Below are 17,670 nucleotides of genomic sequence, written 5' to 3'. Positions count from 1 at the left end.
CGCCCGTTCGTCCCTCCCCCGACAGAGGGACGACCGGGCCACCCGGCTCGTGGGTGGAACCACCGACTCCACCCACGAGACTCCGCCGCCCCGGCGCCATGACGCGATCGGGGCGACCCGGATCACTCGTCGGCCAGCGGCTCCGCCTGCACCCGCTTGAGCGCCGGGGTCGAGACGGATGCCCCGAGCAACGCCACCCCGATTCCCAGCACCACGGGCGCCAGCAGCCACGGGCTCAGCACGACCGAGTTCTCCTCGACCATGCTGTAGAGCCCCATGCCGACTCCGATCCCGACCACACCCGCGCCGATGGTCGCCACCATCGCGGGCAGGGCCGCCTCCATCCGCAGCGCCCTCGCCAGCACCCGGACCGGTGTCCCGGCCGCGATGAGTGCCCCGAAGGTGCGACGGCGGTCCATCACCGAGCCCGCTGTCGCCACGGCCGCGCTGCAGCCGGCGAGCACACCGGCGGCGATCAGGCCGATGACGGTGACCCGCCGCAGGTCGGCGAGTTCCTGCTGCTGGCCCATCATGTGCAGGCCACGGCTGCCGACCTCTTGGCCCGGCGCGGCCCCGACCAGCGCCGTCCGCACGACCTCGGCGTTCGCCGGGGTCGTCGGCACGACGACGTCGACGTTCTCCGGCTTGACCCCCGCGGGCACCAGGGCCGGGTCGATCACGATCGTGTTGTAGGTGTCCTTCTCGGACTGGGGGAACGTGCGCACCGGGACGTTCCCGAGCTGCACACCGGCCTGGTTCCACTCTCCGGTCACGCGGTACTTCGACGGATCGATCGAGGACGAGCTGTAGACCGCCGGACCTGGTTGGCAAGAGCCGCCGATATTGACCCGAAGCAGCTTCGTGGCGTCCTCGCAGGTCGCCACGAAGGCGCGTTGGAGCGACTGCGAGCCATCGGCCCGCATCTCGCCGCTGGCCAGGTAGACCTGGCCGACGACGACGGCCTTCTCGGCCACCCCGTTGCGGGTGAGCGACGCGTTCGTCTGGTCGGCCACCTGCTGCGAATGGGCCGCGTCGGAGTTGGCGTAGAGGACGTCGTCCTTGAAGGTCCGGCCGCCGCCCGCCATCGATTCGAACGACGGCAGCAGCGTCAGCGCCATCGAACCGGTGAACACCGCCAGCACCACGCCCGCCGTGGCGCGGTACGCGCTCTTCGGGTCATCACGGAGCCTGCGTCCCGCCAGCAGCGAGGCCGGTTTCCGCCAGATCTGGACGAAGGTGCCGCCCACCGCCGAGGTCACCCACGGCCCGACGATCGCCGCCGACCCGACCAGCAGGAAGAGGCCGAGCATCACCATCAGCATCCCGCCGTCGCCGTCCTGGTTGACGGCGAAGAGGAAGAACGCACCGGCCGCGGGCACCGCGAGCAGGCGCCACCAGTGCAGCGGCTTGCGAGCGTGTGCCGACGCGGCGAACAGCGGCGTCTTCAGCACCCGCCGGATCCCCATCACCCCGGCGAAGACGACCAGCAGCGGGATCGCCACCGCGACCGCGATGGTCGAGCCGACCGAAAGGCTGAAGTCCGAAGCCAGCCACGTTCCCCCTCCCCAGGGGACGAACGTCGAGAGTCCTTGTAGCGCCGGCGCCACGAGAATGCCGAGCAGGGCACCGACGACCGCGGACAACGCCGTCTCGGCGGCGACCATCTTCGTCACCTGGCCCGGGGTCGCCCCGGCGAGCCGCAGTGCCGCCATCCGGAGCTCACGCCGGGCGGCGGTGAGCCTGGCCGAAGACGCGACGAGCACCAGGCTCGGCACGAGGAGCACGATGACGCCGACCCACGCGAGCAGTTCGAGCATCGGGTCGGGTTTCGCCTGCTTGTTGGGGAAGCCGTCCGCGGCCAGCGCCGACTCCGGCATCGATTCCGGCGTGTGGCCGACGACGGCGACGAGCTGCTCCGGATACATCAGGGCATCCGGGCCGAGCGCGTCGACGAGTTTGCCGAACCGGTCCCCGAGCTGGGCCTGCGGCGTCGACTGGATCAATTTCCCGAGCGCGGGCGAAACGATCGACTCGCCGGGGCCCGGCAGCTTCGGGATACCCGGCGGCAGGCTCAGCATGGGCGACGTCCCGGTCTGGGCGACGTCGACCCGGATGATCTGCTGATCACCGGTGAAGTCCTTGTTCGCCGCCATCAGCAGCGGCGCGGGCCGGGGGTTCGATTCCGGCGAGTTGTAGCTGTAGATGTCCTGCCAGATCGCTCGCTGGGAGCGAGCCTGCGTGGCACCCGGAAGGGAGGCCAGCAGGAGCACCAGACTGGTCGCGACGGCGACCCCGACCGCGGTGAGGATGGCCGAAGTGCGGGTCCGGCGGTCGACCCGGAGCACCCGCATGGCCAGCTGGAAGCTGTTCATCAGGCAGCCAACCTCGTCGCGATCAGTCCGTCGCGGATGGAGACGGTCCTCGGCATGGATTCGGCGAGTTCACGGTCGTGGGTCACCACGATCACCGCGGCGCCGCTGTCGGCGGCCGCCACGAGCAGCGCGTCCATGGTGGCGCGGCCGGTACGGGTGTCGAGCGCCCCGGTCGGCTCGTCGGCGAAGATCACCTTCGGCCGGTGTGTCAGCGCCCGTGCGATCGCGACGCGCTGCGCTTCACCGCCGGAGAGCTCACCCGGACGCCGCTTCTCCTTGCCGGCGAGACCGAGCTTGGCGAGCCATTCGCGGCCCGCTTCGATGGATTCCTTGCGCCCCTTGCCACTGAGCAGCGAAGGCAGCGCGACGTTCTCTTCGGCGCTGAGTTCGGCGACGAGCATTCCGGACTGGAAGACGAAACCGAACTCGGTGCGCCGCAGTTCGCTGCGCTTGCGTTCGTTGAGCTGGTCGACCCGCTGCCCCGCCAAGAGAATCTGTCCCGAGTCGGCGCGCAGGATGCCGGCGAGCACGTGCAGCAGGGAGGTCTTGCCCGAGCCTGAGGGCCCGACGATGGCGACCGCGTCACCCGCCTGGATGTCGATGTCGATCCCGGCCAGCGCGTGCTGCGTACCGTATCGCTTCACCAGCCCGCGCCCCGAAAGGACCGGCTGACCTGTCCATTGTGGATCCGCCACCGTGATTCTCCCTAGTCAGTCACTTGTGTTCCGCTTCGGGGAAGAGCTTCGCTGTGAACCACCTGTGTCCACTTCGGGCAGACGGCCAGTGCTGATCACCGCCGCATCGGCCGATCGGCCGACCCGGGTCGAGCCGGTCGGCCAAGGTGCGGACGGCGCCGGATCCTCTACCGTCACGGTGTGACACCAGGTCCACCCCAGAACACCTTCTACGCCCGCGCGAGTTCGCTGGTGCGCCGTCTCGGCATGCCCACGGTCGTGCTGCTGGCCGCGCTCTTGTTCGATCTGTTCTTCATCACCGACGCCGCTTTCGACCGGACCGGCCCCCGCGGAATCGACCTGTTGTTGTTCCCTGGCATCTTCGCGATGGTTTTCTGCGCGCTGTGGGCGCGGAAACGGGCCGCCGTCGCCGCCGTCGCCGCGTCGGCCGTCCTGGTGGCCTTTACGCTCGTCATCCGGTATTTCGGTGTCCCGACCTACTCGAGCGTGCTCGCCCACCTGTCCATCACCGAGGTGGTGGCGGGAGTCGAAATCCTGTTCTACGCCGCACGCCGGACGCGGCCGGGCGTCGCGTTCGCCGTGATCGCCGGCCTCGTGATGGCGACCCTGGCCGCGGTGTCCGGCCGCTACTACTACGGCGGCACCTCGAACGGCTCCATGGCGCAGGCGATGCTCTTCGGCGGGATCCTGCTGGGCGGAACGCTGGTCTTCGCGATTCCCGGGCGCGACCGCATGACGAATCCGAAGCGCTACGAGAAGCTGCAGAAGCTCAACAGGCTGGTGATGGGTCAGTGGCCGCTCATCGGTCTGCTGGCCTTCGCGCTGCTACTGGAGTTCGGCTTCACCTACGCGACCGGGGCGCATGGTCTGCCCGTGCTGGTCTGCTCGATCGTCGCCGGGGTCATCGCGGTCGCGGCGCCGAGGCGACCCTCCGACGCGATGATCGCGCTCTCCGCCGTCACGCTGCTTTCCACACTGGTGACACCTTTCCTCCGGCTCGGCTACGACTACCCGATGCCCGGCGGCGTGCCGGGGACGCAGATCGTCGCGGGGATGGGGCTGGTCGTCACGCTGGTCCGCTCGGCCGGGCTGAGCAAAGCCTTGTCGCGGATCGCCGGACTGTCCGGGGTGGTCGCGGTGGCCTCCATCGTCAACACCAAACGGCCGAGTGACCGTCTGCTGACAGACCCCGACGACATCGCCGGGTACGGGATCGCCGCGCTGCTGCTGCTCGGCATCTCGGTGGCGATCGGCCTGGCGCTGCGTTCACGGGATTCCGAGCGGACCCAGGTCGTCCAGTCGGCGATCACCGACGCGCAGACGTCGGAACGGATGGCACTCGCGCGGGAACTGCACGACGTCGTCGCCCACCACGTGACCGGGATCGTCGTGCAGGCACAGGCGGCGAGGATGATGGGCGAGAAGAACCCGCAGGTCGCGGTCGAGGCGATGGGCCGGATCGAGGACGCCGGGGTGGAGGCGCTCGCGGCGATGCGGCGGCTCGTGCGGAGCATGCGCGGGGACGCCCCGGCCGGGAGCAGCGAATTCAGCGAACAGGCCACCACCGATCTCGCCGCCGACCTGCGGACACTGATCGAACGGTCCAACCACGGTGTGCAGACGTCGATGAAGCTCGAACTGCCGTCGAACGTGCCGCACGAGGTCGGGCGGTCGGCGTTGCGGCTGGTCCAGGAGTCGCTGACGAATGTCGGCAAACACGCGTCCGGTGCGACGGAGACGCTGGTCATCGCCGAGGTGATCGGGCGGGAACTGCACGTCCAGGTGACCGACGACGGACGCGAACGGGAGCACCGCCCGGCCGGTGGGTCGGGCGGCTACGGTCTGATCGGCATGCGCGAACGCGTCGCCCTGCTGCACGGCCGGCTTTCCGCCGGGCGCGCGCCGGGCGGCGGGTGGCGCGTCGAAGCGTGGCTACCGCTTGAAGGAGAAGAGTGATCCGGGTACTGATCGCCGACGACCAGGAGATGGTGCGGACCGGCTTCCGGATGATCCTGGACGCGCAGGACGGCATCGAAGTGGTCGCCGACGTGGCGGACGGCGTCTCGGCGGTGGCAAAGGCGCGCGAACTGCGGCCGGACGTCTGCCTGCTGGACATCCGCATGCCCGGGATCGACGGGCTCGAGGTCACCCGGCAGCTGGCCGGTCCGGACGTCGTCGACCCGCTGAAGGTGGTGGTGGTCACGACGTTCGACCTGGACGAGTACGTGCACGCCGCGCTGCGGAACGGGGCGAGCGGATTCCTGCTGAAGGACGCCGGGCCCGCGCTGCTGATCGAAGCGGTGCGCGCGGCCGAGCGCGGGGACGCGCTGGTGTCGCCGCAGATCACCGTCCGGCTGCTGAAACACTTCAACGGCGCGAACGTGAAACGCGAGGTCAGCCCGCCTTCGGAGCCGCTGACCGCGCGGGAGATGGACGTGGTCAAGGCGGCGGCGAAGGGGCTGACGAACACCGAGATCGGGGCCGAGCTGTTCCTGTCGCTCTCGACGGTGAAGACGCATCTGGCCTCGGTGCAGGGCAAGGTCGGTGCGCGGAACCGGGTGGAGATCGCGGCCTGGGCATGGCGAAGCGGCGTCGTGGACTGAAAGTAAGCTCTTTCCATGCAACGCCGTTTCCATGCTCCTGTCGTTCTGCCCGCCGACCCCGCTTGCTCCTTGCTGCGTGACGCCGTGGTCGACGTGGACGAGACAGGGCGTATCTCCCATGTCGGGGTCGCCTCCGAGGCGCCCGAAACGTCCGCTCCCGTGACCCGGTTGAGCGGCATCCTCCTGCCCGGACTGGTCAACGCGCACGCGCACAGCCCGATGACGCTGCTGCGCGGGATGGGCGGCGACCTGCCGCTGCTGCGCTGGCTGACCGAGATCATCTGGCCGGCCGAAGCGAAGCTGAGGCCCTCGGACATCCGGACCGGCATGCTGCTGGGCTCGGTCGAGATGCTGCGGCACGGCGTCACGACCAGCGCGGAGATGTACTTCGAAGGCGAGCAGCTCGCCGACGCGGTGCTCACCACCGGCGGCCGTGTGGTGCTGGGCCCGCCGATCATGGAACTGCCCGGCATGGACTGGCGCGAGATGCTCAAGGAAATCGACCGCTGGATCGACACCGACGGCCTGCGGTTCGGCCCCGGCGAGCGCATCGAGATCGGCTACGGGCCGCACTCGGCGTACATGCTGAACCCGGAGGCGCTGCGCGCGACCGCGGAATCGGCGGCCGAACGCGGTGCGCTGGTGCAGATCCACGTGGCCGAGGCGGCGCTCGAAGACGTCCAGCAGCGCGAGGAGCACGGTTCGGTGCCCGCGTTGCTGGAGAAGGTGGGGATGCTGCAAGGCCGGACACTGGCCGCGCACGCCATCCACCTGTCGGATGAGGACATCGCGCTGTTCGCCGCCCGCGGGGTCGGGATGGCGCACTGCCCGGGCTCGAACGCGAAGCTCGCTTCGGGCATCGCGCGGGTGACGGACCTTCGGAAGGCCGGGGTAGCCGTCGGGCTGGGCACGGACGGCCCGGCGTCGAACGACGACATCGACCTGTGGGAGGAACTGCAGCTCTCGGCGATGTTCGCGCGGCTCGCGACCGGCGACTCGACGGTGCTGACCGCGGCCGACGCCTTTCTGCTCGGCACCCGCGGCGGCGCCGACGCCCTCGGCCGGACCGACATCGGCGCGCTGGAAAGCGGCCGCTGGGCGGACATGGTGCACGTCGACCTGGACGACCCGGCCTTCGCCGCCGGACTCGACGTCCCCGACGAGCAGCTGCTCTCGAACCTGGTGTGGGCCGCGGGCTCGCGCCGCGTGCGCGACGTCTGGGTCGCCGGCGACCAGGTCGTCGGCGACGGCGAATCGCTGCGCGTCGACCGCGCGAAGGTCCAAGCCGAAGTAGCCGAAGTCTCCGCGCGGCTGCGCTCTTAACTCACTTACGCAGCCCCCCACCCATCCCAGGGGGCGGCCCCGAGGCCAGTCTATCGGCGACCCCCGACGGAAACCGCAGGTCAGGCCGAGTTATCCACAATGGCGAGTCACTGTGGATAACTCGGCTGCGGGGGGCGGCACGTCGGGGAGCGGGGTCGGCCGCCAAAGGGGAGTTGGGGACGCTCAACGTCCCCAAGGTGGCATTGGAGACGTCGGGCCGGACGGACGTGTTGTGAAAGTGGCTTTCGCAACGTTGAAGGTTGTGGAAGTGGCTTTCACAACATCCCGAGAAGGGTCAGCGGTTCGTGGCGCCGTTGTAGACCTCCAGAGCCGCGTTCCGGTAGTACGCGAAGTACGAATCGCCCCAGCTCCCGAAGTAGCTGGCGGTCTGTGTGCCCGACTGGTCGCTCTGAAAGTTCACGATGAACGCGCCACCGCTCGCCCCGCCGCTCAGGCCGTTGCAGTTCGGGATCTGCACGCCGCCCGACTGTCCGTTGTACGGCTTCCCGCCGCACCAGACGGCGGTGTTCGTCGCGCCAGGGATCCCGAAACCGTAGGCCTGGGTCGCGAGACCCCAGTTGAACCCGAGACCGGAACTGCCGACGGCGTCCTGCACGTGCCCGCCGTTGTTCCCGCCGGTGTTGAGCACGATGAAGGCGTTGTCGCCGCCGGGCCCCTTGTCGTCGATCCGCCAGCCCGCGGCGCGCCAGTTCCACCAGCCGTGCGGGGTGTTGCCGTTGCTGTAGCCGGGCGCGAAGCGGAAGTTCTGGAACACCTTCCCGGTCGCGATGTCCATCACGCAGTGCCGCGCGGTCGCGAGGACGTCCCGGTTGTTGCTGGTGACCACGTTCGCCGTGCAGATGTAGTCACCCACGCCGGGGTTCGTGAAAACGAGCCGCCCCAAGGTGTTCCACACGCTTGCTTGCGCGGCGAAATCGCCGGCGGGTTTCGTCGCCGGAATCGACACCGGTGGCCCGTCGGTGGTCTGGACACCCATCGCGCCACCGGATCTCGCCGGGGCGGGCGCGGGTTTCGCGTTGGCGAGACGTTCGGGTGTCCAGTAGGAGTCGGTCTGGGCGGGCGACGCGTGGTTCGTCGCGGTGCCGATGACCGGGTCGGCTTGGGCGATGCTGATCGTGGACAACGTGGCGACGGCCGCGGTGGCGATCGCGAGCAGGGTTCGGTACACGATGGGATTCCTTGTCTGCACAGGGACTGACCAAGGTGGAGCGAACCGCGGCCACGGTCGGGACAGCATGACAAAGAAAGCCGGGATTTCGTGAGGACGTACCGGGTTTATGTCCGAAAGCGGACAGTTTCCGACACGTCTAGACCAGTCCGCGTGGCCGGAGGGTCACGTCGGTCGGGTGGGCGTCGCCGGTGGCGGTGACGGCGCCGAGTACGGCGGCGGCGACGGATTCGGGGCGCAGGAAGCGTTCCGGTTCGTAGTCGCGGCCTTCGTCGGCGATGATCGCCTGCTGCATCTCGGTGTCGGTGCGGCCGGGGTAGATCGACGTCACGCGCAGCGTCGGCTCCTCGTCCCGCAGAGCGTCGGCGAAGGCGCGGACAGCGAACTTGCTCGCCGCGTACGGACCCCAGCCCGGACGCGCGTTCTGCCCGGCGCCCGAGTTGATCACCACGACGTGCCCTTTCGCGACACGCAGCGCGGGCAGCAACTGCCGGGTCAGCGTGACGACCGCGAGCACGTTGACCTCGAAGTTCGCCCGCCAATCGGCGTCGGTGGCGGTTTCGGTCGTACCGAGCCGCGCGACCCCGGCCGAGTGCACCAGCACGTCCAGCTCGCCGAACTCGGCGGTCGCCGCTTCCAGCGCCTCGACGTCGGTCAGCTCGACCGGCCACGCCCGCGCGCCGGGCAGGGTTGCGGCGAGTTCGCCGAGCGCGGTGGCGTCGCGGCCGCCGAGCAGCAGCCGGTGGGTGGGGGCGAGCGCGCGGGCGACGGCGGCGCCGATGCCGCGGGTGGCGCCGGTGACGAGAGCGAGGGGAAGATCAGCCATACCCGTCACGCTAGTCACCCGCAGACGACCGGTACCGACGCCACTCGCGAGAACCGTACGGAGCCCCGGGTGAACGAGCCGGCGAAGTTGTCCGCGAACCGGCCTGCCGTCAGCGGATCCCGCACCGACGCGTCGATCTCCGCGATCTCCGGGCAGCTGAGCACCGCTCGCGCGGCGGCGACGTCTTCGGGTTTGACCGGGCCGCCGGTACCGATCGGCAGCCGCGCCGAATTCGCCAGTTCCCACACCGGGGGCAGCCACTTCTGGTGCCCGGTCCGGCCATCGGGAAGCGACGTCGAATGCGCGGCGAACGGGTTCGCGAGCCCGTAACCGTCGCGCAGCCGCATGTCGAGCGGGATCAGCAGGCCGAGCGCGCCCATGCTGTCCGCGGCGACGGTCACATACGGCCGGTCGGTCGGATAGGCATACCAGCGCCTGGTCGCGTAGTCCTGGAGCAGCACGGCCGGGCCGACCGTGCTGCGGATCGCTTCCAGCGTCGCCGGCATCGACGGGTAGTCGGCGTAATCCTCGGCCAGCACCGGATGCTCGTGCCCCGTCGAACGCGACCAGAACGAACGCTCGTCGGTGATGCCGACGGCGCGTGGCGCGGCGGAATACGGCGGGCGCAGCGATCCGGCGGCCACGAACGCCCAGATCCCGACGACGACGAGAAGCACCGTGGTCACCCTCGTCACGGGCAGGGCCAGCACGGGCAGCAAAAGGCAGAAGAGCGCCGGAAGCAGCATGCGTCCGTGCATGAAATCCCCGCCGACCCGCAGCACGTACAGCATGAGCAGCACCGCGCCGACGACCGGGACCGCCGAGAGCACCACGAACGTCTTGTCCACAGTGGACACTCGTGCGATGGCGAAGGCCGCGGCCGCGAGTACCAGCAGCGGAAGCCACAGCCAGTACGGCTGGACGAGATCGGTGAAATACGCCCAGCCGCGACCCCAGTTGGCCTCCGACGCCTCCTTGACCAGCGCGGTGTTCGGCGTCAGCAGACCGTAGTAGCCCATCCGGAACACCTGGTACGCCAACGGGAGCACGGCCGCCGCGGCCACCAGGCCCAGTGCGCGGCGGAGTCCCGGCCGCAAAAGCACGAGCAACGCCAGCAGCGCGACACCGCTGAAGAGCGCGAGATCCGGCCGCACCAACGGCCCGAGCCCGGCGACCACGGCGACCGGCCACGTGCGCAGTTCGTCCATTGTGGACGTACGCCGGACGAGCAGCCACCACGTGCCGCCCAGCCACAGGGTTATCAGGCCGGTCTCCAGGCCGGACGTCGCGAAGTCGCGGAACGGCGGCAACGCGCAGACCACCAGCGCCCCGGCCGGGGCGAGCCCGTGGAACGCGAGCGGCTGGTAGAGCCGTCGTGCCCCGTCCAGGCCGAAGACCAGGCCCGCGACCGAGAAGACCAGCCCGGCGACCACGGAGATCCACTCCAGCGGCACCCCCGGCACCAGGCCGAGAACACTCATCACCGCCGTCCACAAAGGACTGGTATTGGTCTCGACGCGCTCGCCGATGTTGAACACCGGACCGTTGCCCGCGAGGATCTGCCGGACCGTCCGCAGCACGATCAGCCCGTCGTCGCTCATCCAGCGGCGACGCCAGGCGAGGTCGGCGTAGACCACCAGCACCAGGCCGAACCCGAACCACGTCCAGGTGGACGGCCGCCTGAACCAGGCACGCGAAGGCCACGCGGACGTGTTCCCGTCCGCGGTCGTACTCGTCTGCGTCATGGCCCCGCCCGGCTCGGTTTGCCCTGGCAGGAGATCAGGTTCGCGCACCGCGAGTCAAACCGCGCGGGCGAGCAGACAGGCCTGGGGCAGCTTCTTTCCGTCCATGGTCAGCCGCGCGGTGACCTCGAAGCCCGCCTGGCCGAGCAGCCCGGCGACCCGATCGGGTTGCAGGAGGTAGGCGTCGTAGGAGACCGGGTGGCCGTACGCCGTCTCCGGGCTCAGACGGGCGTCGCCGACGTGGAACCCGATCAGCAGGTGCCCGCCCGGCGCGAGCGTCCGGCGGAACTCCGCGAACACCGCCGGGAGCACTTCGGGTGGCAGATGGAAGATCGACCACCAGGCGACGAGGCCGCCCAGCCCGCCATCGGGGACGTCGAGCGCGGTCATCGAGCCGACGTCGAACCGCAGGTCCGGGTACTGACGGCGGGCGATCTCGACCATCTTCGGCGCGAGGTCCACCCCGGAGACGTCCACGCCTAGCGAGGCCAGGTGTGCGGTGACATGCCCCGGGCCACAACCGACGTCGACGACCGGGCCGCGCACCCGTTCGGCGAACGCGGCGAGCATCGCGCGGCTCACCGGCTCCTGGTCGAAGAGCGGCTTGACCCGGGTCGTGTAGTCCTCGGCGACGGTGTCGTAGGACTCGCGGGTGGTGGCTAGATAGGAAGGCTCCACGGTGGGCGACAGTAGCGCCACCCACCGACGCGTTTAGTCCTCTAGTTGCGTTTCACCTGGCTCGATCAGGCCGGCGTCCCTGGTCAGGTCTTCCCTCGGGCCCGGCCCGAGTTTCGTCACCGGTGTGCAGCCGGTCGTGGGGTCCGCCGCCGAATCCGTACCGTTGTGCTGTGCGACGCCGAAGCGGGTCAGCTGACGCGCGCCGCTGTCGAAACAGACCTGGTAGGAGCCCGTACGCAGGCGATCGAACACGTACCGCCCGTCCGGCCCGGTCACCGTCGAGCCGACCGCCTTGCCCGAAGCGTCCTTCAGCGTCACCTTCACCTCGGGGACGCCGATCTCGTCGCGGCTCTGCAGGCCGTCCTTGTCCTTGTCCAGCCAGACGAAGTCGCCGAGTTTGTTCAGCGGCGCGACGATACCCGCGCCGAGCGTCAGGTCCTGGCGTTTCTTGGGGCCGACCGTGGTGGTCGCGGTGCAGCCGGTCGCCGGGTCGGCGTCCGAGTCCTTCGCGTCGTCGCCCGCGTCCTTCGCCGTGAACGTGTAGTCCGCGTACTCCGGCGGAAGCGCGCCGATGTCGAAGCAGACCTGGTAGATGCCGTCCTTCAGCTTGGCGAAGCGGTACTTGCCGCCGGCGTCCGTGGTGATCGTGCCCAGCGCCTTGCCCGAAGCGTCCTTCAACGTCACCTTCACGCCCGCGACGCCCGGCTCCCTGGCGTCCTGCAGGCCGTTGCCGTCGGTGTCGTTCCAGGCGAACTCGCCGATCTCGTCGATCGCGGGCGGCGGGGTGACCTTGATGGTCGTGGTGGCCGTCTTCTGCGGCAGGGTGCCGCCTGGATGCTTCGCGCCGGAGACCGTCACGGTGCTGACGTGCCCGTTGTCCGCTTCGGTGACGTTCTTGTGGTCGCAGGTGATCGTCGCGGACTTGCCGCCGTCGAGGCTCGCGATCGGCGCAGGCTTGACATCACAATACGGGTCGTCGACCTTGATGTCGGTCAGCGTCGCGGTGCCGTCGTTGGTCAGCGTGATCCGGTGGTTCACGGTGGCGCCGGCCTCGATCGTGGCCGCGGATCCCCAGGCGCCGCTCGCCGGATCCTTCACCTCGGCCTTCACCGAATACGACGCGACCTGCAGGTGGACGCAGTCCCACATGACCCAGTTGTGGTCGGTGGCGGCGAAGAACTTCACCGAGGTCGCCGACGGCGGGGCGGTCGACGGCGGGAAGTCCTGCCGGGCCAGCCTGCCGTCGGTCTCGACGGCGTGCGCGACCTTGAGCTTGTTCTCCAGGACGACCTTGCTCGACGCGCCGTAGAACCGCAGGCCGGTCTCCTGGACGGCGTCGGCCCGCCGGAGGTTGTCGTCGTTCGTGCCGGTCCAGTCGGTCAGCGTGTAGACGCCGCCGGGCACGAACTTCATCGGCGAGTAGGCCGTGCTGACCATCTTGTCCGGCGTCGCGATCAGGGCGTACTTACCGCCGTCCTGCTGGTAGCCGCCGGCGGTGGACAGCTTGGGCCGCTTGCTGTTCGGGGTGCCGGCGGGCACCGGGGCGGCCGGGTTGAACGTGTACCCGGCGGGTGGGCTGCCTTCCTCCACACTCGGGTTCGGCGCGACCCCGCCGGCGCATCCGGACGGGACGACCGGTGACTGCGCCTGCGCGGGAATGACCCCCGCGATCAGTACGAGCGCCCCTGCCGTCATCAACACCAGTGCCCTTTTCACAGGGCTGAAGCTAGTTACCCGGCGTCCGTTGCGTAATCGCTGAACGGTGTCGTCCGGCTCCCCGATCAGGCAGAACGGCCTTGCCGAGAGTGATCAAGGCGCCGCCGCCGTCTTCCCACGGCGGCGGCGCCTCGAGCACGGCCTACTTGATGCCGATGCGGCCGACCTGGCCCCAGCGACCCTTCTTCCACACCGAAACGATCGACGGCCGCGGCTGCGTGGTGCCGCCGTCCGGCCAGTGCGACGTCGGGCTGCCCGAGTTGGGCGCGTCCTCACCGGGGTGCTGCACCGCGATGAGCACCAGGTGGTCGGTCACCACGGGGCCGCAGCACTCCGCGCCGACCGGCACCGAGAGGAACTGCTTGACGTGACCGCGTTCCGGGCCGTCGACCGGCACCGAGAACAGGCCGTCGTGGGAGCCGAGCGCGTTGCCGTCGGTGGAGATCCACAGGTTCCCGTGCCGGTCGAACGCGACGTTGTCCGGGCAGGAGATCGGGCTGACCTGGTCCTTCGGGAAGCCGCCGAAGTAGGTGTCCGCCGTCTTCGGGTCACCGCAGACGAGCAGCAGCCGCCAGGAGAACTTCGTGGCCGCGGCGTCACCACCGTTCTCTTCCCACTCGAGGATGTGCCCGTTGCGGTTGTTCGGCCGCGGGTTCGCCTCGTCGACGTTCGCCTTGCCGGCGGGGCCACGCTGGCTGTTGTTGGTCAGCGCCGCGTAGATCCGGCCGTTGACCGGGTTCGGCTCGATGTCCTCGGGACGGTCCATTTTGGTCGGCTGGACCTTGTCCGCCGCCTGGCGCGTGAAGACGTAGACCTCTTCGGCGGTGAAACCGTCCACAAAGGACTTGTCGCCCGAGGCCAGCGGAATCCATTCGCCGACGCCGTCGAACTCGCCGTCCTTGGGCAGCTTGCCCGTGCCGTCGATCTCGCCCGGGCTGTCGCCGGTGAACCGGCCGACGTACAGCGTGCCGTCGTCGAGCAGCGCCGAGTTGTGGCGACGCGCGTGCGTGCTGTTACCCGGCTTGTACTTGCCCTTCGAGACGAACTTGTAGATGTACTCGAACCGCTCGTCGTCGCCGGAGTAAACGGCGACGCGGCGGTCCTTGGTGATCTTGATGTTCGCGGCCTCGTGCTTGAACCGGCCGAGCGCGGTGTGCTTGATCGGCGCGGAGTGCGGGTCGTTCGGGTCGATCTCGACGACCCAGCCGAACCGGTTGGCCTCGTTCGGCTCCTGCGCGAGGTCCCAGCGCTTGTCGTACCGCTCCCACTTGCGGGTGCTGGCAGCGCCGGAGAAGCCGTAGCGCTTCAGGCGGGCCGACGCGACCGGGTCGGTGACCTTGTCCGCGTTGGCGAAGTACTGGTTGACGTTCTCCTCGCCGGAAAGCACGGTGCCCCAAGGGGTCACGCCGCCGGCGCAGTTGTTCTGGGTACCGAAGACCTTGCGGCCGCTCGGATCCGCGGAGGTCTTCAGGTACTTCGAACCCGCCGCCGGGCCACGCACCTCGAAGGCGGTGTTCAGCGTGATGCGGCGGTTGTACCGGCTCGGCGTGACGTGCAGCGCGCCGCCGATCGGGTCGCGGAAGGTCTGCACGACGGAGAGACCGTGGGCGGCCCAGGCGATCTTGACCTGTTCCTCGGTCGGGTTGGCCGGGTCGTACTGGTCGGCCGGGAACATGTGGACTTCGGTGGTGTACTCGTGGTTGACCACGAGCAGGTTGCGGATGCCCAGCGGGTCCTGCGGGATCAGCCCGACGAAGTCGCAGTTGTAGCCGAACTGCTTGGCCTGCGCGGCCGCGGTCTGCTTGGCGAAGTCGAACTTCGGCGCACCGGGCTCGACGCCGTCGCCCCAGCGGATCACGACGCGCTGTTCGTAACCCTCGGGGATGGTGACCGTGTCGAGCGTGTTCGGCGGCACCGCTTCGAAGTCGGTGCCGGGCACCGGACGGCCGGGGCGGCCCGGCTTGCCGTGTCCCGCGACGGCGACCGGGTCCGCCGAGGTTTCAGCGGCGGCCGTGCCGGAGAGCGCCGCGAAACCACCGGCGGTCGCGGCCATCACCGCGCCGGCCTTCAGGGCGCCGCGCCGGGAGAGCACGTTCTTGACGACGTCACCGAAGTATTCGTTGTCGGAGGTGTTCGGCTCGGGGTGGGCGCACGCGTTGCCGCAGCGGTACTCACAGGTGACCGCGGAGCGGCCCCCGGGATGGGAGGTGATCAACGGCAGGAGCCGCTGAGGCTCGAAGGACACAAGGCCTCCATGTTCGCGGTGGGTTCACGTAATCCAGTCAGGGGAACGCCGTGACGTTAAGCGACCAAAACGATCCAGTCCCGACCAGCAGATGAACAGCACGCGAACGCGCGATGGCGCGCTGCCTGACCGGCAGCGCGCCATCGACGAAAAGTACTGCTAGGACGTTGCCTGCCGACTAAGAACCGATGTCGGACAAGCCGCGCCTGCCGGGTTTCCAGACGGCCACCACCGAGGGCCGGGGCTGATTTTCGCCGCCGTCGGGCCAATGGGAGGCCGGTTTGTCGGCGTTCGCTCCGTCCACTTCACCCGGATGCTGAACACAGACTGTGACGATCTTCTCTTCGACGATCGGGCCACAGGTCTCCGCGCCCCGGGGCACGGTGAGGAACAGCTTCAACTCCCCGCGGTTGCGGCCCTCCAGCGGCACCGAGTACAGGCCGTCGTTGATGCCCAGCGCACCGGCCGAGTCGGTGGAGATCCACAGGTTGCCGTGCTTGTCGAAGGCCACGTTGTCCGGGCTGGAGATCGGCGAGACCTGGTCCTTGGGGAACCCGGCGAAATAGGTGTCCGGCGAGGACGGATCACCGCACACCAGGAACAGCCGCCAGCTGAACTTCAGCGCGAGCGCGTCCCCGCGGTGCTCCTCGAATTCCAGCACCTGACCGTGTTTGTTGTTCAGCCGCGGGTTGGGCTCGGTGGCGCCTTCCTTGCCCGGGTTGCCGCGCTCGACGTTGTTGCTCAGCGCGCAGTAGATCCGGCCGGTACGCGGGTGGGCCTGGATGTCCTCCGGGCGGTCCATCTTGGTGGCGCCCACCTGATCGGCCGCCTGACGGGTGAACACGTACACCTCTTCGGCGGTCATTCCGTCCACAAAGGACTTCTTGCCCGACGCCAACGGGATCCACTCGCCGCTACCGTCGAATTCGCCGTCACTGGGCAGCTTCCCGGTGCCGTCGATCTCGGCGGCCGGACTGTCGCCGGTGAACCGGCCGACGTAGAGCGTGCCGTCGTCGAGCAGGGTCATGTTGTGCCGCCGGGCGTGGGCACTGTCTCCCGGCTTCACCCGGCCCTTCGAGATGTACTTGTAGATGTACTCGAAGCGCTCGTCGTCACCGGAATAGGCGACCACACGGCCGTCCTTGGCGATGCGGATGTTCGCCGTCTCGTGCTTGAACCGGCCCAGGTGCGTGTGCTTGACCGGGGTGCTGTCCGGATCGTTCGGGTCCAGCTCGATCACCCAGCCGAAGCGGTTGGCCTCGTTCGGCTCCCTGGCGATGTCCCAGCGCGTGTCGAACCGCTCCCACTTCCGGGTGGTCGCGGTGCCGTTGATGCCGTAGCGCGCGAGCCGCTTGCGCGCCACGGGATCGGTCACCGTGTCCGCGTTCCCGAAGTACTGGTTGAAGTTCTCCTCACCGGACAGGATCGTGCCCCACGGCGTGACGCCACCCGCGCAGTTGTTGATCGTGCCCAGCACCACCGTGCCGCTGGGGTCGACGGCGGTCTTGAGCAGGTCGCTGCCCGCCGCCGGGCCGGTCACCTTGAACGGGGTGTGCAGCGTGATGCGCCGGTTGTAGCGGGACATCTTCGGCCGCAGGTGCCCGGTGTTCCGCCCGCGCGTCACCTGGACGACGGTCAGCCCGTGGGCCGCCCAGGCGATCTTGACCTGCTCCGCGGTCGGGTTGTTCCGGTCGTACCCGCGGAACATGAACTCTTCCGACGTGTACTCGTGGTTCGTCACCAGGAGCGAGGAGAGCCCGGAATGGTCGAGTGGCAGCAGCGCGGCGAAGTCGCAGTTGTAGCCGAACTGCTTCGCCTGAGCCGCGGCCGTCTGGTTGTCGAAGTCGAACTCCGGCGCACCGGGCAGGACCGCATCACCCCAGCGGATCACGATGCCCTGCTGGTAGTCCTCGGGCACCACGACGGCGTCGAGCGTGTTCGGCCGCACTCGCTGGTAGTCGGTACCGGGTGGTGGCTTCGGCCTTCCCCGGCCCTGGGTGTCCGGCGCGGCGGAGGCGGGCCCGGCGAGCGCGAGTGGCGCACCGGCGGCCAGCGCGACGACGGCCGTCGCCTTCAACGCGCCGCGGCGGCTCACCGCGCCGAGCACGTCGGCGAAGGTCGGGTTGTCCGAAGTGTTCGGCGCGTCGTGGAAACACGCGTCGCCACAGCGATAGGTACAGGTCACTGACGCCCGGCTTGGTGAGTGGCCGGCCAGCAACGGAAGGAACTTCACTCGGACCTCCGGTCAGGCAGTTCGGGAGGTCGACGCTAAGGCACCGGA

Annotated in this window: 12 protein-coding genes; 3 read left to right on the top strand and 9 right to left on the bottom strand. The window is 69.3% G+C overall.

Going from position 1 to position 17,670, the window contains the following annotated elements:
- Positions 1-122 precede the first annotated feature (122 nt).
- The gene (locus tag ACLJRL_RS32510; protein ID WP_410660163.1) at positions 123-2,372 is read right to left on the bottom strand and encodes an FtsX-like permease family protein; all 2,250 of its coding nucleotides are present in this window, start codon (positions 2,370-2,372) and stop codon (positions 123-125) included.
- The gene (locus ACLJRL_RS32505) at positions 2,372-3,067 is read right to left on the bottom strand and encodes an ABC transporter ATP-binding protein (protein WP_410660162.1); all 696 of its coding nucleotides are present in this window, start codon (positions 3,065-3,067) and stop codon (positions 2,372-2,374) included. The genes ACLJRL_RS32510 and ACLJRL_RS32505 overlap by 1 nt, the downstream gene beginning before the upstream one ends.
- A gap of 180 nt (positions 3,068-3,247) precedes the next feature.
- Between ACLJRL_RS32505 and ACLJRL_RS32500 the strand changes: the two genes are divergently transcribed.
- From ACLJRL_RS32500 to ACLJRL_RS32490, 3 genes are read left to right on the top strand one after another with little or no spacing between them, the layout of a single operon-like run.
- Complete coding sequence (locus ACLJRL_RS32500) at positions 3,248-5,023, top strand: sensor histidine kinase (protein ID WP_410660161.1); 1,776 nt, start codon at positions 3,248-3,250, stop codon at positions 5,021-5,023.
- The gene (locus ACLJRL_RS32495; RefSeq protein WP_410660160.1) at positions 5,020-5,670 is read left to right on the top strand and encodes a response regulator; all 651 of its coding nucleotides are present in this window, start codon (positions 5,020-5,022) and stop codon (positions 5,668-5,670) included. The genes ACLJRL_RS32500 and ACLJRL_RS32495 overlap by 4 nt, the downstream gene beginning before the upstream one ends.
- Positions 5,671-5,685: 15 nt before the next feature.
- Positions 5,686-6,993 (top strand): amidohydrolase family protein, encoded by a 1,308-nt coding sequence (locus ACLJRL_RS32490; protein WP_410660159.1) that lies wholly within the window; start codon positions 5,686-5,688, stop codon positions 6,991-6,993.
- A 295-nt stretch (positions 6,994-7,288) separates the two neighbouring features.
- Here ACLJRL_RS32490 and ACLJRL_RS32485 read toward each other — a convergent pair whose 3' ends face one another.
- The 7 genes from ACLJRL_RS32485 to ACLJRL_RS32455 form a co-directional block, all read right to left on the bottom strand.
- Positions 7,289-8,182, bottom strand: coding sequence for a trypsin-like serine peptidase (locus tag ACLJRL_RS32485; protein ID WP_410660158.1), 894 nt, complete (start codon positions 8,180-8,182; stop codon positions 7,289-7,291).
- 139 nt (positions 8,183-8,321) lie between these two features.
- Positions 8,322-9,008 carry an SDR family oxidoreductase gene (locus ACLJRL_RS32480; protein ID WP_410660157.1) on the bottom strand — a complete coding sequence of 229 codons (687 nt, stop codon included), beginning with the start codon at positions 9,006-9,008 and terminating at the stop codon, positions 8,322-8,324.
- Between the two features lie 14 nt (positions 9,009-9,022).
- On the bottom strand, positions 9,023-10,753 hold the full coding sequence (locus ACLJRL_RS32475) for a hypothetical protein (protein ID WP_410660156.1): 1,731 nt from the start codon (positions 10,751-10,753) through the stop codon (positions 9,023-9,025).
- Positions 10,754-10,807: 54 nt separating this feature from the next.
- Positions 10,808-11,428 (bottom strand): class I SAM-dependent DNA methyltransferase, encoded by a 621-nt coding sequence (locus ACLJRL_RS32470; RefSeq protein ID WP_410660155.1) that lies wholly within the window; start codon positions 11,426-11,428, stop codon positions 10,808-10,810.
- 33 nt (positions 11,429-11,461) lie between these two features.
- Positions 11,462-13,123 (bottom strand): SdrD B-like domain-containing protein, encoded by a 1,662-nt coding sequence (locus ACLJRL_RS32465; RefSeq protein WP_410660314.1) that lies wholly within the window; start codon positions 13,121-13,123, stop codon positions 11,462-11,464.
- 163 nt (positions 13,124-13,286) lie between these two features.
- On the bottom strand, positions 13,287-15,389 hold the full coding sequence (locus ACLJRL_RS32460; RefSeq protein ID WP_410660154.1) for a PhoX family protein: 2,103 nt from the start codon (positions 15,387-15,389) through the stop codon (positions 13,287-13,289).
- Positions 15,390-15,567: 178 nt separating this feature from the next.
- On the bottom strand, positions 15,568-17,622 hold the full coding sequence (locus tag ACLJRL_RS32455; protein WP_410660153.1) for a PhoX family protein: 2,055 nt from the start codon (positions 17,620-17,622) through the stop codon (positions 15,568-15,570).
- Between the last annotated feature and the right edge of the window lie 48 nt (positions 17,623-17,670).

Source organism: Amycolatopsis sp. lyj-112 (assembly GCF_046549055.1).
In the GTDB taxonomy this organism is placed as follows: Bacteria; Actinomycetota; Actinomycetes; order Mycobacteriales; family Pseudonocardiaceae; genus Amycolatopsis.
The sequence above is the reverse complement of the archived record's forward strand: the minus strand, read 5'-3'. Positions and strand labels throughout refer to the sequence as shown.

What these genes read in the sequence shown, in the direction of transcription:
- ACLJRL_RS32465 (WP_410660314.1), bottom strand. Translation starts at nt 13,123, where the DNA reads ATGACGGCAGGGGCGCTCGTACTGATCGCGGGGGTCATTCCCGCGCAG.
- ACLJRL_RS32490 (WP_410660159.1), top strand. Translation starts at nt 5,686, where the DNA reads ATGCAACGCCGTTTCCATGCTCCTGTCGTTCTGCCCGCCGACCCCGCT.
- ACLJRL_RS32510 (WP_410660163.1), bottom strand. Translation starts at nt 2,372, where the DNA reads ATGAACAGCTTCCAGCTGGCCATGCGGGTGCTCCGGGTCGACCGCCGG.
- ACLJRL_RS32475 (WP_410660156.1), bottom strand. Translation starts at nt 10,753, where the DNA reads ATGACGCAGACGAGTACGACCGCGGACGGGAACACGTCCGCGTGGCCT.
- ACLJRL_RS32480 (WP_410660157.1), bottom strand. Translation starts at nt 9,008, where the DNA reads ATGGCTGATCTTCCCCTCGCTCTCGTCACCGGCGCCACCCGCGGCATC.